The sequence below is a fragment of the Agrobacterium sp. 10T429 genome (assembly GCF_056393925.1).
The window spans coordinates 161,569-179,947 of sequence record NZ_JBFTGV010000004.1 but is presented as its reverse complement, the minus strand read 5'-3'; the positions used below and the strand labels follow the sequence as shown (position 1 = coordinate 179,947).

8 protein-coding genes are annotated in these 18,379 nt (G+C 59.9%); 3 read left to right on the top strand and 5 right to left on the bottom strand.

The genetic code is table 11. The features are described 5' to 3' along the window. Window positions 1-117 precede the first annotated feature (117 nt). Window positions 118-8,613: a glycoside hydrolase family 94 protein gene (locus AC1DCP_RS12165; protein ID WP_019566007.1), complete on the bottom strand. Its 8,496-nt coding sequence runs from the start codon at window positions 8,611-8,613 to the stop codon at window positions 118-120. A gap of 567 nt (window positions 8,614-9,180) precedes the next feature. Between AC1DCP_RS12165 and AC1DCP_RS12160 the strand changes: the two genes are divergently transcribed. Further along, window positions 9,181-10,359 (top strand): M20 aminoacylase family protein, encoded by a 1,179-nt coding sequence (locus AC1DCP_RS12160; RefSeq protein ID WP_003516543.1) that lies wholly within the window; start codon window positions 9,181-9,183, stop codon window positions 10,357-10,359. 452 nt (window positions 10,360-10,811) lie between these two features. Further along, entirely contained in the window at window positions 10,812-11,915 is a 1,104-nt protein-coding gene (locus tag AC1DCP_RS12155; RefSeq protein ID WP_013636951.1) for an NAD(P)/FAD-dependent oxidoreductase, read from the top strand. Between the two features lie 12 nt (window positions 11,916-11,927). On the opposite strand, the gene AC1DCP_RS12150 is transcribed toward AC1DCP_RS12155, so the two are convergent. The 4 genes from AC1DCP_RS12150 to denD form a co-directional block, all read right to left on the bottom strand. Further along, on the bottom strand, window positions 11,928-12,902 hold the full coding sequence (locus AC1DCP_RS12150) for a threonine ammonia-lyase (RefSeq protein ID WP_013636952.1): 975 nt from the start codon (window positions 12,900-12,902) through the stop codon (window positions 11,928-11,930). Between the two features lie 127 nt (window positions 12,903-13,029). After that, window positions 13,030-14,814, bottom strand: a complete 1,785-nt coding sequence (locus AC1DCP_RS12145) for an IlvD/Edd family dehydratase (protein ID WP_003516539.1) — start codon at window positions 14,812-14,814, stop codon at window positions 13,030-13,032. Window positions 14,815-14,823: 9 nt separating this feature from the next. After that, a complete protein-coding gene (locus AC1DCP_RS12140) occupies window positions 14,824-15,726 on the bottom strand; it encodes an NAD(P)-dependent oxidoreductase (protein ID WP_065688697.1) in 903 nt (300 codons plus the stop codon). Beyond that, complete coding sequence (denD, locus tag AC1DCP_RS12135; protein ID WP_038492495.1) at window positions 15,723-16,709, bottom strand: D-erythronate dehydrogenase; 987 nt, start codon at window positions 16,707-16,709, stop codon at window positions 15,723-15,725. Before denD ends, AC1DCP_RS12140 begins: the two co-directional genes overlap by 4 nt. A 200-nt stretch (window positions 16,710-16,909) precedes the next feature. On the opposite strand from denD, the gene AC1DCP_RS12130 reads away from it, so the two are divergent. Next, a complete protein-coding gene (locus tag AC1DCP_RS12130) occupies window positions 16,910-18,355 on the top strand; it encodes an FAD-binding oxidoreductase (protein ID WP_003516535.1) in 1,446 nt (481 codons plus the stop codon). Window positions 18,356-18,379: the final 24 nt, after the last annotated feature.

The following is an 18,379-nucleotide window of genomic DNA, read 5'->3' as shown; positions in this document are numbered from 1 at the left end:
ACAAAGTTGTCACCGCACCTCCGCACAGACAAACAATACCTGGGCAGCCACAATATAAATTCAGGCCCCTGCGTCACCGCAGGAGCCTGATTTTATAAGCAAACGTAGAGCCGGTCGTCAGTCGAACGGGATCACCCGATCGTCAGCCGACAAGGGCTTGCCGTCGACGGATACAGAGACCTCCGCCGTGCCAGCCTTACGGCTGACGACGATGTCCTTTGCTTTACCGTCCAGCGTGATCTTCACCGAGAAGCCGCTCCAGTCTTCCGGCAGCGACGGCGCGATGTGAAGCTTGCCTTCGGTTCGGGTGATACCGAGAATGCCCTCGATCGCGGCGCGATAGAGCCAGCCGGCGGAACCCGTGTACCAGCTCCAGCCGCCGCGACCCGCATAAGCGCCCTCACCATAGACATCGGCGGTCACCACATAGGGTTCGACCCGATAGGTTTCGGACGATGCCGCGTCGAGCGCATGGTTGACCGGGTTGAGCAGCTTGAAGCAGTTCCACGCCTCCTGCGCACGCCCCTGCTTGGCAAGGGCAAGCACTACCCAGGTCGCCGCGTGGGTATATTGTCCGCCGTTTTCGCGCACACCCGGCGGATATCCCTTGATATAACCCGGGTCATGCGGCGCCCGCGAGAATGGCGGGGTGAACAGACGGATGATACCGGCCTTTTCATCGACAAGATGCTCAATGACAGCGTCCATCGCCTGCCGTGACCGGCCTTCTTCACCCTCGCCGGAAAGAACGCTCCAGCTCTGGCCAAGTGAATCGATCTGGCATTCCTCGCTGGTGGCGGAACCGAGCGGCGTGCCGTCGTCGAAATAACCGCGACGGTAGTAGCTGCCGTCCCAACCCGCAGTTTCGAGAGCATTGCGAAGCTTTTCGCGATGCGCCGACCACCTGCCGACACGGTCTGCATCACCGCGCTTTTCGGCGATCGCGATGAAATCGCGAAGCGCTCCGGCCAGGAACCAGCCAAGCCAGACACTGGTGCCCTTGCCGCCGATGCCGACACGGTTCATGCCGTCGTTCCAGTCACCGCCGAGGATCAGTGGCAGACCGTTTTCGCCGGTGCGATGGATCGCGAGATCAAGCGCCAGCGCCGCGTGTTCGTAGAGGCTAGCGGATTTGTCGCTCGTCTCCGGCTGGAAGAAGGCATCGTGCTGCCCCGGCATCAATGCCGGTCCCTTGATGAAGGGGATGTTTTCATCAAGGATGGCCGCATCACCCGTAGCCGAGACATACTGGTTGATCGCATAAGCGAGCCAGACCACGTCATCAGAGATCGTCGTGCGGACACCTGCGCCGGTCAAAGGCAGCCACCAATGCTGGACATCGCCTTCCGCAAACTGGCGGCCTGCCGCACGCAGGATCTGCTTGCGAGCGAGATCCGGCTGGTAGAGCAGGAATGCCAGCGTGTCCTGAAGCTGGTCACGGAAGCCGAAGGCGCCGCTCGACTGATAGAAGGCCGTGCGCGCCAGGATGCGGCACGCCAGCGCCTGATAGGGCAACCAGCTATTGACCATGTGGTTGAAGCCGGCATCGGGCGTGGTAACCTGCAACTGGCCGGTAAAGCCAGTCCAGAACGCCTTGCTGCCCTCCAGCACCGACTGGAAATCCGCCGCACGGACTTGTTCGACCAGCGTTGCCGCCTCCTCCGCATTGTCGGCATCGCCGAGAATGAAGGTCATATGCCGTTCTTCACCGGGCTTCAGGTGGATTTCCTGCATCAAGGCGGCGCAGGGATCGCCGTCCACCTCGGTGCTGCCACTGAGTGCCGCACCGGACACAATGCCCTGCGGAGCCTGTGCAGAACCGAAGCGGCCGATGAATTCACGGCGGCTGGTGGTGAAGCCGCTTGCCTCGCTGTCGAGCGTCAGGAAGGCAGTGCGGGTGCTATAGTCGATGCTGTAAGGGTTGGAAGCAAAAATCGCATTGCTGCCGGCATCGTGCCTGCTCAGGATGAACGGCGCAGATTTCTGGCCATTATTGCCCAGCACCCATTCCACATAAGCATAGACCTTCAGGCGGCGGCTTTTCGAACCCTTGTTGCGTACGATGAGCTGCGAGAACTTGACCGGCTTTTCACGGTCTACCGTCTGCGTCACCTCAACTTCAAGCTTATCCGTCTTGCCGGTCATTACGGAGTAACCGAGACCGTGACGGGTTTCGAACAGGGCTTCCGGATCACGCGAAAGGGCAGCACAGGGCGTATAGAGCTTTCCTGTTTCCACATCGGCAACATAGAAGGCCTCGCCCGGCCGGTTGATGACCGGATCGTTGCTCCAGGGTGTCAGCTGATAGTCACGGGAATTGCGGCTCCAGGTGAAACCAGCGCCTTCCGCCGACACATGGAAGCCGAAACTTTCGTTCGAGATGACGTTGATCCAAGGATGCGGCGTGGATTGCCCACCATGCAGGCGCACGACATATTCCTCTCCGCTTTTGGCGAAACCACCAAAACCGTTCCAGAAATCGAGATCGCCCGCATCCTCGACAGCCTCAGCGACGGGGAACGCAGGCACCGGCAGGCGAGCCTGCGCGGCCTCAGTCGCGCCGTCAGGACCGCGATGCGCCGCAAAAAGCGACACGGCGCGGTTGATCTGGTCGACAATCTTGCCATTCCTCACATGCAGCACGACACGGGAGGCCGCCAGAAGCGCGCTCCAGGTCTCTTCGTCCATCAAGTCGCGGCGAACGGAGAACACATGCGGCCTACCACCATCGGCGGGATTGATTCGACGCTGTGCCTCGGAAATATGATCCAGCGCATGCTGCATATCCTGTGCATACGACGCGGCCCGTTCGTTGACGATGACGAGATCGAAGATCACGCCGCGCGAACGCAGATATTCGTGGGCGCTGAGCGCCTCACGGGCAATATCCATGTCCATATCGTCGTTGATACGCAGGCTGAAGATCGGAAAATCGCCCGAAATGGCAAGCGGCCAGAGCGCCCGCTGCGAAGCGAGGCCCGTTTTCAGCGTTTCCGAATCCGCGCGCAGATGCATGTCCGGATAGGTCAGATAACGGCCGAGATGCTGGAAAGCGGCGGCCTGCTGCGAAGTGACACCCACATGGCGCATCTGCACCTGCGTGCGCGTCCATGCATGCACGAGTTCATGGGCAAATGCGTCCGGATGGCGATAACGATCGATCGCCTTGTCGACTTCCTCGCGGCTCGGCGCGGCAATCGTCCAGAAAATTACGCTCACCTTCTTGCCGGCCGGCACGCGCACAGTGCGGCGCAACGACAGGATTGGATCGAGCGTGAAGCCGTCGGTGTTGGAAAGCGTAGCACCCGTATCGAATGCAGCCGCTTCACCGAGCGATCTGCCGCGGCCGATGAACTTGGCGCGGTCCGTCTCGAACTCCGTCGGGCGCGACGGGCCGGCGTTATCGGCAGCAAGATGCGCGATGATCGTTCCGGGCTCATTCGGGCTGCGGCGGTTACGCCAGGCGCGGATGACATCGCCGCGCCGGCCGATCTCCGTCTGCACGAACATGCGCGAGAACAGCGGATGGGCGTTGTCGTCGTCTTCCGACGCAATGACCGGCTCCATATAGGAGGTCACTTCAATGTAGCGATCCTCGGAACCGACATTAAGCAGCGTGACGCGGCGGCCATCGGCATCGTGCTCGGTGGCGACGATGCATTCAACGACGCTCTGCAGATCGCCGACATTCTTGTGGAATTCGGCCTTGTCGTCGGTGAAGATCGTCTTGGTCTTTTCGCCTTCGATGACACGCGGCTCAGCCGTCGCACTCCACCATTGTCCATTGGTGGTATCGCGCAGGAAGATGAAGGTTCCCCAACGATCTTCGGTCGGGTCGGCCTTCCAGCGGGAAATCGCCTGACCGTTCCATTTCGAATATCCAGCACCGGTTGAGGTGAGCATCGTCGAATAATGGCCGTTCGACAGGAACACCACTTCGCGGTCGCGCACGGCCGGGTCGGCGATGGAGCGCACTTCCGCACGCAGCAGGTCTGCCTGTTCCTTGCCGGGGGTTTCCGGCTCGTATTTGGCGCTCATGACAGGCACTTCGCGCGGTGCCTTTTCCTGCAACAGGAGTTCGGCCGCCTCGATTACCGGGTCGGAATGGAAGAGTTCGCGCAACACACCGTCAAAGGCGACGTTGGCGACAGCCGCGATCGACATGCCGTGGTGGTGGGCATAATAGTTGTAGACCACCGCGCAGACCTTGCCGTCAGGCACACGTGTCGGCGTGAAATCCACGGCATCATGGAAGCCGTACTGTCCAAGCGCGCCAAGCTTGCGCAGCTTGTCGAGGTTTTCCAGCGCACCGTCAGGATCGTACTGGCTTGCGAGGATCGACGCATAGGGTGCGATGACAGCATTCTGGCCGAGACCGCGCTTGAGGCCAAGCGTCGGCACACCGAAGTTGGTGTACTGGTAGTTCATGTTGTGATCGCGGGCGTTGAACGCCGCTTCGGAAATGCCCCATGGCGTGCCGAGACGGCGGCCGTGGTTCATCTGTTCCTTGACGATCAGATTGTTGGTCTGGTTGAGAATGCCACCCTGACGCTCCTGCATGACAAGCGGAGGCATCAGATATTCGAACATCGAACCCGACCAGGAGACCAACGCGCCCTGCGCACCGATCGGCACGACCTGGCGGCCGAGACGGTACCAGTGCTCGGTCGGCAGATCGCCCTTGGCGATGGCAAACAAGCTGGTTAGGCGGCATTCGGACGCCAGAAGGTCGTAGCAGGCCTCGTCCAGTTCCTTGCTTTCGACGCGGTAGCCGATCGACAGAAGACGGCGATCCTTGCGATAAAGGAACGTGAAATCCATCGAGAAAGCGAGGTTGCGGCTGCGGTCGCGTAGCGACGCAAGACGCTGGCGTAGCGGCTCCATATTGGTGAGGTCGATGGCGCTGTCTGAAATATGCGCCTCGCAGCAATCCACGAGCAATTGTGCCCAGCGTGTCACTTCCGCGCTCTGCGCAGACTTTACTTCGTGATCGACATTGGTAGCGAGCTTCTGGATGTCGCGCGCGAGTACCGCAAGATTGATGACGCGGATCGATGCGAATTCATGCTCGCGCTTGACCGAGGCAAGAGCGTTCGAAAAACCGATGATGCGTTCTTCGAGGCGGCGATGCAGCGGACGCAGGTTCTTGCGGTCGTCAGGCAGCGCTTTCAGCGTTTCGCGCAGAATACCGGCGAGATCGCCGATACCGTCGAGATTACCCTGAAGATGCGCGGAAGGCGCTTCCGCCCACTGGCGGCAGGCAGACGAAACCGCAATCAGGTGACCGGCGAGATTACCGCTGTCCACCGCCGAAACGTAACGGGGACCAAGCGTCTGCAGCGTGTCCGTATGGTACCAGTTGTAGAGATGGCCGCGATGTTTCTCCATCTTCTCGACGGTCTGGATCGTGTTCTCGATCCGCTCCAGCGTATCGGCAAAGCTGATCCAGCCAAACTGGCGCGCCGAAATGATGGAAAGCAGGTAAACGCCGATATTGGTAGGCGATGTACGCGAGGCAACAATCGGCTCCGGCGTTTCCTGGAAGTTGTCCGGCGGCAGGTGGTTTTCCTGCGGTGTCACGAAGGCTTCGTAATAACGCCACGTGCGACGCGCGATCTTGCGAAGCTCGAAAGAGACGTGTTCCGAAACGAACAGCCGGTCTTCGGTTTCCGCCGACTGGCTGACATACCAGGCAACGGCGGGAGACAGAACCCAGAGCAGTGTGAAGGGAATGCCGATCAGGAAGGCATTGTCACCGGGCAGCGCCGCAAACAACAGGCCGAGCATGGCCACAACAGGCGCATGCCACATCTGGCGGAAATAATAGGTGATGCCGCCCTGGGCGCTAGACTGCATGCTGGCGGCGGTGCGCCATTCCAGCATCAGCTTGTGGCTGACGAGCAGACGGTAGAGCGAACGGACAATTGCATCCGTCATCATGCAGGCAGAATCGGCAATGAAGACGATACGCAGCGCAACCTGCGCATTGGTGGCGCGGATTTCCGACCAGATGGTATGGAAATGCGCCTGAGGCACGATATCAGTGGAGCGCGGCACGAGGCCGGAAAGCAGCGAGAGCGTCGGAGCGACGAACAGCGAGAAGATCAGCAGGATCTGCCAGATCAGCGCACCGAGCGGGTCCATGAAATACCAGCCGAGGATCGAGGCAAAGAACCAGGCAATCGGCGTCAGCGAACGGCGCAGGTTATCGACCATCTTCCACCGGCCGATCGCGGTAACACCACGGGCGCGGTCGAGAATATAGGGAAGCAGCTGCCAGTCGCCACGCGCCCAGCGATGCTGGCGCGAGACTTCCACCTCGTAGCGGGTCGGGAAATCCTCGACCAGTTCCACATCGGTCACCAGCGCGCAGCGCGCAAAGGATCCTTCGAGCAAATCATGGCTGAGGATGGAGTTTTCCTCGATCCGGCCCTTAAGAGCCGCCTCGAAGGCATCCACGTCGTAAAGACCCTTGCCGGTGAAGGTGCCTTCGGAGGTCAGGTCCTGATAAACGTCGGAAACGGTGAAGACGTAAGGGTCGATACCGCGATTGATCGAGAAGACACGCTGGAAGACGGAGGCATCCTTGCCCGTCGTCAGCGAAGGCGTAACGCGCGGCTGCAACAGGCCATAACCTTCAACCACACGTCCCGAGACCGGATCGATGACGGGGCGGTTGATCGGGTGATGCATCTTGCCGACGAGTTTGGTCACCGCATCGCGCATCAGGCGCGTATCGGCATCAAGCGTCATGACGTATTTGACATCGGCCGGCACGATATTGGCGCCACCGAGGAATGTCGTGTCCTTGTCGCCGCGCAGCAGCATGTTCAGTTCATGCAGCTTGCCACGCTTGCGCTCCCAGCCCATCCAGCAGCCTTCGGACGGGTTGTAGATGCGGCGGCGGTGCAACAGGTAAAAACGCGTCTTGCCATCGAAGGCATAACGGCTGTTCAGCGCCGACAGTTCGCGCTTGGCATATTCGAGAATCTCGAGATCGTCGCCGGACTGCTCATATTGGGCATCGCGCCAGTCGCTGACCAGCGCGAAATAAATCTCGCCATGCGGATTGGCGAGATAATGCACCTCGATATTGCGCATCATCTCATCGACGCTGTCGCGGCTGGTCAACATGCAGGGCACGGCAACAAGCGTGCGGGCGTCCTGTGGAATACCGTTCTTGAACTCGTATCCGACCAACCGGAACGGCTTCACGAAGAAAGTGACGAGCGTGTTGAACAGACCGGTCGCGCCTTCCGAAGCAGGCAATGCAAACATCAAGAGGAATGCGGTCACCACATACCAGGGCATGCCAGCTTCGGCCAGGAACCAGCCGACGGCAAGCATGACGAGCGCGGTGATGAGAAACACTGGCGCCGCAATTGCGAGCCAGTTGAACTTGCGCATAGACCGGACGATATGCTGCGAGACCAGCGGCCTGTAAGCGAGCACCTTTTCAAGCTCGAACCGGCGCTCGCCGACGAGTACGGAGCCGACATTGACGCGATGGTTTTCAGACACCTCGGCAGGCTCGCCGGATCTCGCCATTTCCACGGCGGCACGCGCGACCTCTACCTCTGTCTTGGGGGAGCGACGCGCCAGAAGCTCGATCGTGTTGCGATAGGTGTTGCGCGAACCGAAATCGAGAATCTCGTAATCGGTTTCCTCGCGCAGGACCTTGTCGATATGGCTGACTTCCTCGAACCACACCGACCATTCGGTATCGTCGATTTCCCTCAGGCTCTTGACGATATTGCCCATCGTCACATTGCCGGAGGCCAGCCGGTTGTGTTCCGACATCATGACGTTTTCAGCGTCGGTGCCCGCAGCATGCAGGCGTTCTTCAAGCCAGGCCACCGCAAAACCCGAAGTCTGCGAGCCGTTTCTGAGGCGATAGAGGAACTGCGTCGCAAAGGTCGGGTCATCGACCAGCGAATCGACCTGCTTGAGAAGTGCCGCGGAGGCTTCCGCATCGTTCAGGCGAATGATTTCGTCGACGACTTCATTCGCCTTCTGGCGCATGCGGCGCGAGCGTTCCACGCGAATGGAGATGCGGCGAAGATTTTCGATGAGGACAAAACGGATGATGGAGGGCAGCGCCCACAATTCGCCGATCTGCAGCGTCTTCGACGTCTGGTAGCCATCCACCAGCGCCGTCATGTTCTCGCGCGAGACCGTGCTGTGGGTATGGGCGACATAAAGCCAGCCGAGCGCCATGACCCGCGGGATCGTCACGCCGCCCACCGTCATTGTCGGCAGCTGGCGATAGAACTTGCGCGGAAAATCGCGGCGGACTTCCTGGATCGCCTCTTCGATGACGTAGTGGTTGTCGAGCAGCCATTCCGCCGCCGGCGTTATCGTCGCGCCATTTTCCGCGTCGACGGCCGTTGTGCGGTAGACCCGCAGGATTTCCTTCTCGTTCTCACGGTGGCGCTCGAAGAAGTCGAACTCCATGAAGCCGGGAAGGGTATCGGCACCGTCGCGCGAAAGCGCGGCACCGGCATCATGCAGTTCCTCGACCGTCATATAGGACGCGCGGATCGAATCATTGTGATCGATCTGCTTCGTCTCGGAATCACGGGCGGCGGCGGTCGGGGTAATATGAAATGACATCGGCTCGTATTCTGAACTTTATGGAGAATTGTTCGACTTGACCGGCGTTTCGTCCGTGGCGGGAATACGCACGAAATCGGGCCACGCTATATTTATGACTTATCCTGAACCTTCGGTGAACCGGATCAGACGTTGTGTGCAACGCATCGTCAAACGGCGAATATCCGCAAGCACGGCGTTTTGCTGCGCGATCCCTCCGACCATGCAAAGCCGGGGATCTCTGCGGAGAATGGATTTTCGACGACAGGAAAATTTCGCCCTATGGCCCGGCAATGCCGTTCCAACCGGATTTCGCACCTTCCCCCACGGCGAAAATTGTTCGCGCAACGTCAGATAGTCCCCCTTTGACACCTGAAGGGCAACGCGAGGCCGAGAAGGCCTGCGCCACATCCGAAACGCTAATGCCCCAGGACGTCTATAGTTCCATGCCACCTGTCGCGATACGATGCAAGCGATGAATTTCAAGGCATTCCGGCTCCGGGAACGCCCCTTACATGCCCGCGTATATGCTGCTATGAAATTTGCAAAAAGCGCTGGAAAAAAGCGGCGTAACCAGGGACTTCGAAAATGACCAGACAGACCGCAAACATTGCCTCCTTCGCCAACCATATGCCGGATGTGGTGGCAATCCGCCGCCACCTGCACCGGCATCCCGAAATCGGTCTTTCCGAATTCCAGACCTCGGATTTCATTGCCGGACAGCTGGTGGAAATGGGTTACGAAGTAACGCGCGGACTTGCCGGAACCGGTATCGTCGCCACGCTCCGCAATGGCGACAGTGCCCGCACGCTCGGCATTCGCGCCGATATCGATGCCCTGCCGATCCGTGAGGAAACCGGAGCGGAATATGCAAGCGCCAATGATGGCGTCATGCATGCCTGCGGCCATGACGGACACACGGCCATGCTCCTGGGGGCCGCGAAGATCATCGCCGAACGCAGGAATTTCGATGGGACCCTGCATCTGATCTTCCAGCCGGCGGAGGAGAATTTCGGCGGCGCCCGCATCATGATCGAGGACGGACTGTTCGACCGCTTCCCATGCGATGCGGTTTTTGCCCTCCATAACGATCCCGGCGTACCCTTCGGACAATTCGTCCTGCGCGACGGCCCGATCCTTGCCGCCGTCGATGAATGCAGGATCACCGTCAACGGATATGGCGGCCACGGCGCCGAACCGCAGGATGCGGCCGACCCTATCGTTGCGGGCGCCAGTATCATCATGGCCTTGCAGACGGTGGTGTCCCGTAACATCCATCCGCAACTATCGGCGGTCGTCACTGTTGGCGCATTTCATGCTGGCGTTGCGAGCAACGTCATTCCCGAGAAGGCGGAAATGCTGCTCACCATCCGTTCCTTTGACGCGGGTGTGCGCGACGAACTGGAAAAGCGTATCCGTGCGATAGCCGAAGGCCAGGCGGCCAGCTATGGCATGAGTGTCACGCTCGATTACGAGCGCGGCTACAATGCGACAGTCAACCACAAGGCGGAAACGGACTATGTCGCCGGTCTGGCCCGTCGTTTTGCCGGGGCGGAAAAGGTGGTCGAAATGCAGCGCCCGTCCATGGGCGCGGAAGACTTCGCCTACATGCTTGAAAAACGGCCCGGCTGCTACTTCTTCCTCGGTACCGCGCGCACCGAAAACGACCCGCCGCTGCACCATCCGAAATTCGACTTCAACGACGATATCCTGCCAATCGGAACCGCCTTCTGGGTCGATCTGGCGGAGGATTATCTCAAGGCGTGAATGAATATAAAAAGGCCGGTCGGAGGAGCGACCGGCCTTTTTTTCTCAAGTTTCCTGATGAGAAAATCTGGGAGGATCAGGGAACGAGACCGAGTATGACCGCCGCGACAAAAGCCACGCACACGCCGACAAGAGCCGCGTGAACCGAATCTCTCCAGTTTCGCTGCGACTGGGGCTGCGAGACAAAGTCTTTTGCTTTTCCGGCCTTGGAATAAGACATTGTACAACTCCCTTCCCTGCTCGGCCCGTCAAAGCGGGCACTGCTTATTTCCCGTAAAGAATAGCTTTATTCCCCACTGTTTCAGTAGAGATAAAATTCCATAAGTTCGGCGCATTGGGAAAAATACGGATCGCGACTTGCCGCCGGACAAGCATCAATCTACCCATTGCGCAGGATCAACGTCGCAAACGGCATTTCCGTTCAAAATCATTGGCAGGCTCGGATAAGGACCATGACGGATATCGACGCCATCATCATAGGAGCCGGGGTGATCGGACTGGCGACGGCCCGCGAGCTGGCGATGCGTGGTCTTTCCGTCATCATCCTCGAAGGCGAAAAGGAATTCGGTTCCGCCACCTCTTCGCGCAACAGCGAGGTTATTCACGCCGGGCTTTATTATCCTGAAGGCAGCCTCAAGGCACGCCTTTGCGTTGAAGGCAGGGAGCGGCTTTATACGTTCTGCCAGAGCCATGGCGTTTCGCACCGCCGCTGCGGCAAACTCATCGTGGCAGCGAACGCGGACGAGACGGCTCTCTTGGCGGCCCTCAAGGAAAAGGGTAACGCCAATGGCTGCGACGACCTCGAACTGGTCGATGCCACGCAGGCGCTGTCGCTCGAGCCTGCGCTCAACTGCGTAGCGGCCCTGCTTTCACCTTCGACCGGCATCATTGACAGCCATGGTTATATGCTGGCGCTGCTCGGCGACGCGCAAGACCATGGCGCAGCCCTCGCCCTGAATGCACCATTCGAAAGCGCGGAAGCGACCGGCAACGGTTTCCGCGTTCACGTTGGCGGCAAGGAACCTCTCAGCCTGACATGCCGGCTACTCGTCAACTCCGCCGGCCTTCTGGCACCGCTGGCGGCAAAACAGATCGAGGGATTGCCGAAGCATACAATCCCGGAGGCGCGTTTCGCCAAAGGCAGCTATTTTTCGCTGACCGGCAAGTCGCCTTTTTCACGGCTCATCTACCCCGCTCCGCACACCCACGGCCTCGGCGTGCATCTGACGCTGGATCTTGCCGGTCAGGCCCGTTTCGGGCCGGATGTGGAGTGGGTCGACACCATTGATTATGCCGTCGATCCCCGCCGCATGGAGGGTTTTGGCGACGCGATCCGCCGCTATTGGCCGGGCCTACCGGAACACGCGCTGATCCCGGCCTATTCGGGCATCCGGCCGAAGATTTCAGGACCCGACGAACCGGCCATGGATTTTCGCATCGACGGGCCGGAAAGCCACGGCCTTGCCGGTCTCGTCAATCTTTTCGGCATCGAAAGCCCCGGCCTCACCGCCTCGCTGGCGATAGCCAACGAGGTTGCGGCTCGGCTCGAGGCCTGATCCCATCTGATCTCAGCCGAAACGGGACAATGCGCTCGCCATGATCTCCGGATCGACATTGCCGCCGGAGGCAACCGCAATCACCGTTTCGCTCTCCAGCTCTTTCCCGTGAAACAGCGCCGCCGCCAAGGCCACCGCGCCGCCCGGCTCGACGACGACCTTCAGCCTGTTGAAGGCGAGAACCATGGCCCGCAGTGCTTCCTCTTCGGTCACGGCAATGCCTTTTCCGCAAAGCCCAACCATAATCGGGAAGGTGATGTTACCGGGCTGAGGCGTGACGATTGCATCGCAGATCGAACCGGAAGTCGTTGCATTCCGCTCGATCTTGCCCGCTGCGAGTGAGCGCGCCACATCGTCGAACCGCTCGGGTTCTGACGTCCTGACCTTGTAGTTCGGCGCTTTCGCCGCAAGGGCAAGGGAGATGCCGGATGTGAGGCCGCCGCCGCCGCAGGGCACGAGAACCTCGGCCGCATCGATACCGAGTTCCAAGCCCTGTTCGGCGATTTCCAGCCCGACAGTCCCCTGCCCTGCAATCACCAGCGGTTCGTCGTAGGGCCTGATAAGGGTCAGTCCGCGCTCGCTCGACAGGCGGTCGCCAATGGCGTCGCGATCGTCATTCGCCCGGTCGTAGAGCACCACTTCCGCACCATAGTCGCGGGTATTGTCGATTTTGATTTTTGGTGCATCGGACGGCATGATGATGACGGCAGGAACGCCGTGCAGACGAGCAGCAAGCGCGACGCCCTGCGCATGGTTGCCCGAGGAAAAGGCGATCACGCCACGGGCGCGCACATCGGCCGGCAGACCGGATACCGCCGACCAGCCGCCGCGAAATTTGAACGAACCCGTTCTTTGCAGGCACTCGGCCTTCACGAACAGCTTTCGCCCGGCAATCTCATCCAGAAAATGCGACGACAGAAGCGGTGTCCGCACCGCATGTTCGCCGATGCGCTGGCGCGCTGCCTCAATCATCGAAATATCTGTCATGCCCTGCCCCTGTAATGCGGATGTTGGGTGTACATTAGGAGGTCGCAATTAATAGTGAAACCGGCTGGACAAGAAAAATCCCCGGTCTTGGCCGGGGATCTTTCGTCATGCGCTTGCAAATGAATGGTCAATGGTTGTGCCGGGGCATCTTCTCGGCAATCCGGCGGAAATCCGCGGCCCCTTCCAGAACCGCACCGTCCGAAAGCTGGGTCACCGATTGACGATAGATGCGCTGCCAGGGCGTGGCATCCGCAGGCACCGCAGGAATGCCATCGGCCTTTCGGGCAGCAAGCTCTGCATCCGGTACCAACGCGTCGCACTTGCCCTGATTGAAGTCGATGCGGATTACATCACCCGTGCGAAGCCATGCCAGTCCTCCACCGGCGGCACTTTCTGGCGAGGCATTGAGGATCGACGGGCTATCCGCGGTTCCCGATTGCCGGCCGTCGCCGATTGTCGGCAGGCTGGTTATGCCTTTTTTCAACAGCGCGTCCGGCGGCTGCATGTTGACGACCTCAGCCGAACCCGGCCAGCCGAGCGGTCCGGCCCCGCGAATGACGAGAATGGTGCGCTCATCGATATCGAGAGACGGATCGTTGATACGGGCGTGATAGTCTTCCGAACCATCGAAAACCACACATTTGCCCTCGAAAATCCCCTCACGACCCGGCTCGCTCAGATAACGCTGCCGGAATTCCGCCGAGATCACGCTCGTCTTCATGATGGCGAAATCGAACAGATTGCCCTTGAGGACGAGGAAACCGGCCCGTTCCTTGAGCGGCTTATCGTAAGGCAGTATCACATCGCGGTCGGTCGATTCCCGCCCGTCCAGATTTTCCGCCACGGTCTTGCCGGTCACGGTCGGACAGCTCCCGTCAAGCTTGCCTGCCTTCAGAAGCTCCCACATGATGGCGGGCGTACCGCCGGCACGGTGATATTTCTCGCCCAGCCATTTTCCGGCGGGCTGGACATTGGCGATGAGCGGAATGTCATAACCGTGAACCTGCCAATCTTCCTCGCGAAGTTCGACGCCCGCATGTTTCGCCATCGCCGCCAGATGCGGCTGGGCATTTGTCGAACCGCCGATCGCCGAATTGACGCGGATCGCGTTCAAAAACGCCTCGCGCGTCATGATATCCGAAGGCTTGATATTCTCGACAACCAGTTCGACGGCACGGCGGCCGGTGCGATAGGCCATCTGGCCGCGTTCGCGGTAAGCGGCCGGGATTGCGCCGCAGCCGGTCAGCGACATGCCGAGCGCTTCGGCAATGGCATTCATGGTAGAGGCCGTGCCCATGGTGTTGCAGTGACCGACCGAAGGAGCGGATTCGAGCGCCGCCTGCAGGAATTCCTCGCGGGTGATTTCGCCGGCGCCGTATTTGCGGCGCATGCGCCAGATGACCGTGCCGGAACCAACCAGATCGCCGTCATGATATCCGTCGAGCATCGGCCCACCGGATAAGACGATAGCCGGAATATCAACCGTGCTTGCCGCCATCAGCGCCGAAGGCGTGGTCTTGTCACAGCCCGTGGTCAACACGACGCCATCGAGCGGATAACCGTAAAGCACTTCCACCAGGCTGAGATAAGCAAGATTGCGGTCAAGCGCCGCTGTCGGTCGCTTGCAGTTTTCGAACATCGGATGGGTCGGAAACTCGATGGGGATGCCGCCCGCATCACGGATACCATCGCGCACCCGCTTGACCAGTTCGACATGGACGCGGTTGCAGGGCGTCAGGTCGCTGCCGCTCTGCGCGATGCCGATGACCGGCTTACCGGAACGCAGCTCTTCCGGCGTCACGCCATAATTCATGAAGCGCTCCAGATAGAGCGCCGTCATGTCGAGATGGTCAGGGTTGTCGAACCAGTCCTGGGATCGCAGCCGCCGCACGGGTGTCTTGTCGTCGCTCATGAGACCGCCTCAGCCCTGTTCCCGGTTGTTGAGTTTTTCGAGGTAAAGCAGGATACCGCTATGGTCGATATCGGCTCCACCATCGCTGACGAAATCATCGAACTCCCGCGTTACCTGCTGGGTCAAAGGCAACGTCAGGGACAAATCCTTCGCCGTCGCCAGCACCCCGTTCAGATCCTTGAGCTGGAACTTGGAGGGTCCGCCTGGCGCGAAATCGCGCTTCACCATGCGTTCGCCGTGCAATTCCAATATCCGGCTTTCGGCAAAACCGCCACGTATGGCGTTACGGAACCCTTCGCGGGATGCCCCGCCCGCTTCCACAAGCATCATCGCCTCGGCAACCGCGCCGATGGTGATGGCGACGATCTGCTGGTTTGCGAGTTTGCATAGCTGGCCCGCACCGGAGGGGCCGACATAGGTGAGCCTGCCCATCGGCGCGAAGAAATCCGAAAGACCAGAGATCAGCGCCTCATCGCCACCGGCCATGATCGCGAGCGTACCCGCCGTTGCGCCCGGCACACCGCCGGAGACCGGCGCATCGACATGATGAATGCCCATTGCCCGTAGCCGGGAGGAGTGTTCGCGCGCAATAGGCGGCGCAATGGAGCTGCTGTCGATGACAACAGCGCCTTTTTCCAGCGCTTCGGCCACACCCGCCTCGAACAGCACCTCGCCCACGGCTTTGCCATCGCTCAGCATGGTGATGACGATATCGGCACCCCTGGCGGCTTCGGCCGGCGATGCCGCGAGAACCGCGCCATCGGCAACCAGCGCCTCAGCCTTTTCGACGCTGCGGTTCCACACCGCAACCGAAAAGCCCGCGCCCAGCAGACGCCGGGCCATCGGCCCGCCCATCAGGCCTGTTCCGATAAAGGCAACCGACCGCTTCTTCTCCTCCCCGCCGACACTCATTTCAGTGAACCTCCCAGTTCGTCCTCGATATGAACCTGAATGATCTCTTCGAAGGAGCTTTCAGCCGTAAAGCCAAGTTCACGGGCGCGCTTTGCTTCGAAACCGGGCGCCCAGCCTTCGCACATGCGCATGATCATCTCATTCGGCTCGCGGCGAATGAGGGCAACGGCCTTTTCGCCTGCAACCTTGCGCAGCGCTTCAATCTGTTCGCCAACGGTGGCGCTGAGGCCGGGCATGGACAGGTTGCGGCGCGGACCGACATTTTCCACGTCGATCGTTGCGCCATGAAGAAGGAAACCAACAGCGGAACGCGGCGAAGCGTGCCAATGGCGAATGCTTTCCGGCACCGGCAGAACCGCTTCCTGGCCGACCAGCGGCTCGCGCAGGATGTTGGAGAAGAAGCCGGAAGCGGCCGCATTCGGCTTGCCGGGGCGAATGCAGATCGTCGGCAGGCGAATGCCGATACCGTCGAAGAAACCGCGACGGCTATAGTCAGAGAGCAGCAGCTCGCAGATCGCTTTCTGCGTGCCGTAGCTGGTCAGCGGCGTGGCGTGGAACTCATCCGGAATCGGATAGGGGAGCGGCGCACCGAATACGGCGATCGACGAGGTGAAGACCACGCGCGGCTTGTAACCGTCCTTGCCGTTGGCAATGCGGATGGCGTCGAAGAGATAACGCGTGCCATCGAGATTGATACGGTAGCCCTTGTCGAAATCAAGTTCGGCTTCACCGGATACGATGGCAGCAAGATGAAAGATCACATCGGGGCGGGCTTCGACCAGCTTTTCGGCTTCGCCCGGCGCGGACAGATCGGCTGCGCGCGCATCAACCGCACCGGAGAAGCCGGCGGGCGCTTCAGGCTGAAACACGTCGATAAGCGTGAATCTGTCAATCGACTTGCCGCCAAGCGATCCATCCTTGACGAGACGCTGCGTCAGCTTACGGCCAACCATGCCTGCAGCACCGATGATTGCGATATGCATATCTTCCTCCTCTTTGGCCCGGTCATTCTCCCGAGACCGAAAAAACATCATCGGCTCATGAACCGATAAATTAGCTTGTAAGGTTGTCTGATAACCTTATATGGTTTGATTGAAAATAGTATTTTTTCACAAACCGGCAAAAGCAAGGGCGAAAGACCTTTGCCCGGATATTTTAGGGCGGATTGGACGGAGAGGGTGGAATGACGATCGTGAGCGAACACGATATCGAGGAATTGCGGTTCTCGCTGAAGAACAGGCTGGGCGAGGCGTTGCTGCTGACATCGCAGGAAGACATGCTGCGCTATTGCCGCGACTGGCATGGCGACGTCACCAGTTCGGCGGTAGCCGTCATCCGCCCCCGTTCGACCAAGGAAGTCTCCGATACGGTTCGCGCCTGCGCCGAACTCGGTCTCGCCATCATCCCTCAGGGCGGCAATACCGGGCTGGTGCTCGGCGGCATTCCCGATGAGCCAAAGCGTCAGGTCGTGCTGAGCCTCGAGCGCATGAACGCCATCCGCACCATAGACAGCGACGATTTTTCGGCTGTCGTTGAAGCCGGCTGTATTCTGTCGGAATTCAAGGATGCGGTTCAGGACAAGGGAATGTTCTTTCCGCTGTCGCTCGGCGCGCAGGGCAGCTGCCGCATCGGCGGCAACGTCTCCACCAATGCTGGCGGCATCAACGTTCTGCGTTACGGCATGACCCGCGAACTGGTGCTGGGTCTCGAAGTGGTATTGCCTGATGGCACGATCTGGAATGGCCTGTCGACGCTGCGTAAGGACAATCGTGGCATTGACCTGAAGCAGCTTTTCATCGGCGCGGAAGGAACACTCGGCATCATCACGGCCGTGTCCGTAAAGCTCTACCCCAATCCAGAACATGTCGAGACGGCACTGCTCGGCCTAAATTCGCTGGATGACGCCATCAAGCTTTATCGCCGCGCCCGCCGCGAATGCTGCGACCTGATGTCCGCCTTCGAATTCATGCCGCCCGTCGCCTTCACACTCGCAATCGAAGCAATCCCTGACCTTAAAATGCCGATCGCCGGAGATTATCCGGCCTATGTGCTGATGGAAATTTCCGGCTCGGGGCTAGTAGACACTGCCGACCTGATGGGACGGTTCCTCGAGGGCGTCATGGAAGACGGTCTGGTGCTGGACGGCGTCATCGCCTCCTCGCGAGCACAGGCGCAATCGCTGTGGCTTTTCCGCGAGGGCATGAACGAGGGTCAGGCGCTGCGCGGCAGCCATATGCGCACCGATATTTCCGTGCCGCTGTCAAAACTTGCGGCGTTCGTGGCCGAAGCAGAGGCTGAACTGGCGGAAAAACTGCCGGAATGCCTGGCGGTTTCCTATGGCCATGTCGGAGACGGCAACGTCCATCTCAACGTGCTGCCGCCAAACGGAGCAACGCCGCAGGAGCGCGAAGCCTTCATCTACAAATCGAAAACCCTCGTCAACGAAGTCCTTGACCGTTACGTCGGCAGCATCAGCGCCGAGCACGGCATCGGCCGCCTGAAACGCTCCGATTTCGAAAGCCGGCTATCTGATGTGCAGCGCCGGATGATCACGGGTTTGAAAAATGCCTTTGACCCCGATTTGCGGATGAATCCCGGTTGCCAGATAACCCTGCAACCGGATAGCTAATCGACAAACAGCAAAGGCGGCGGA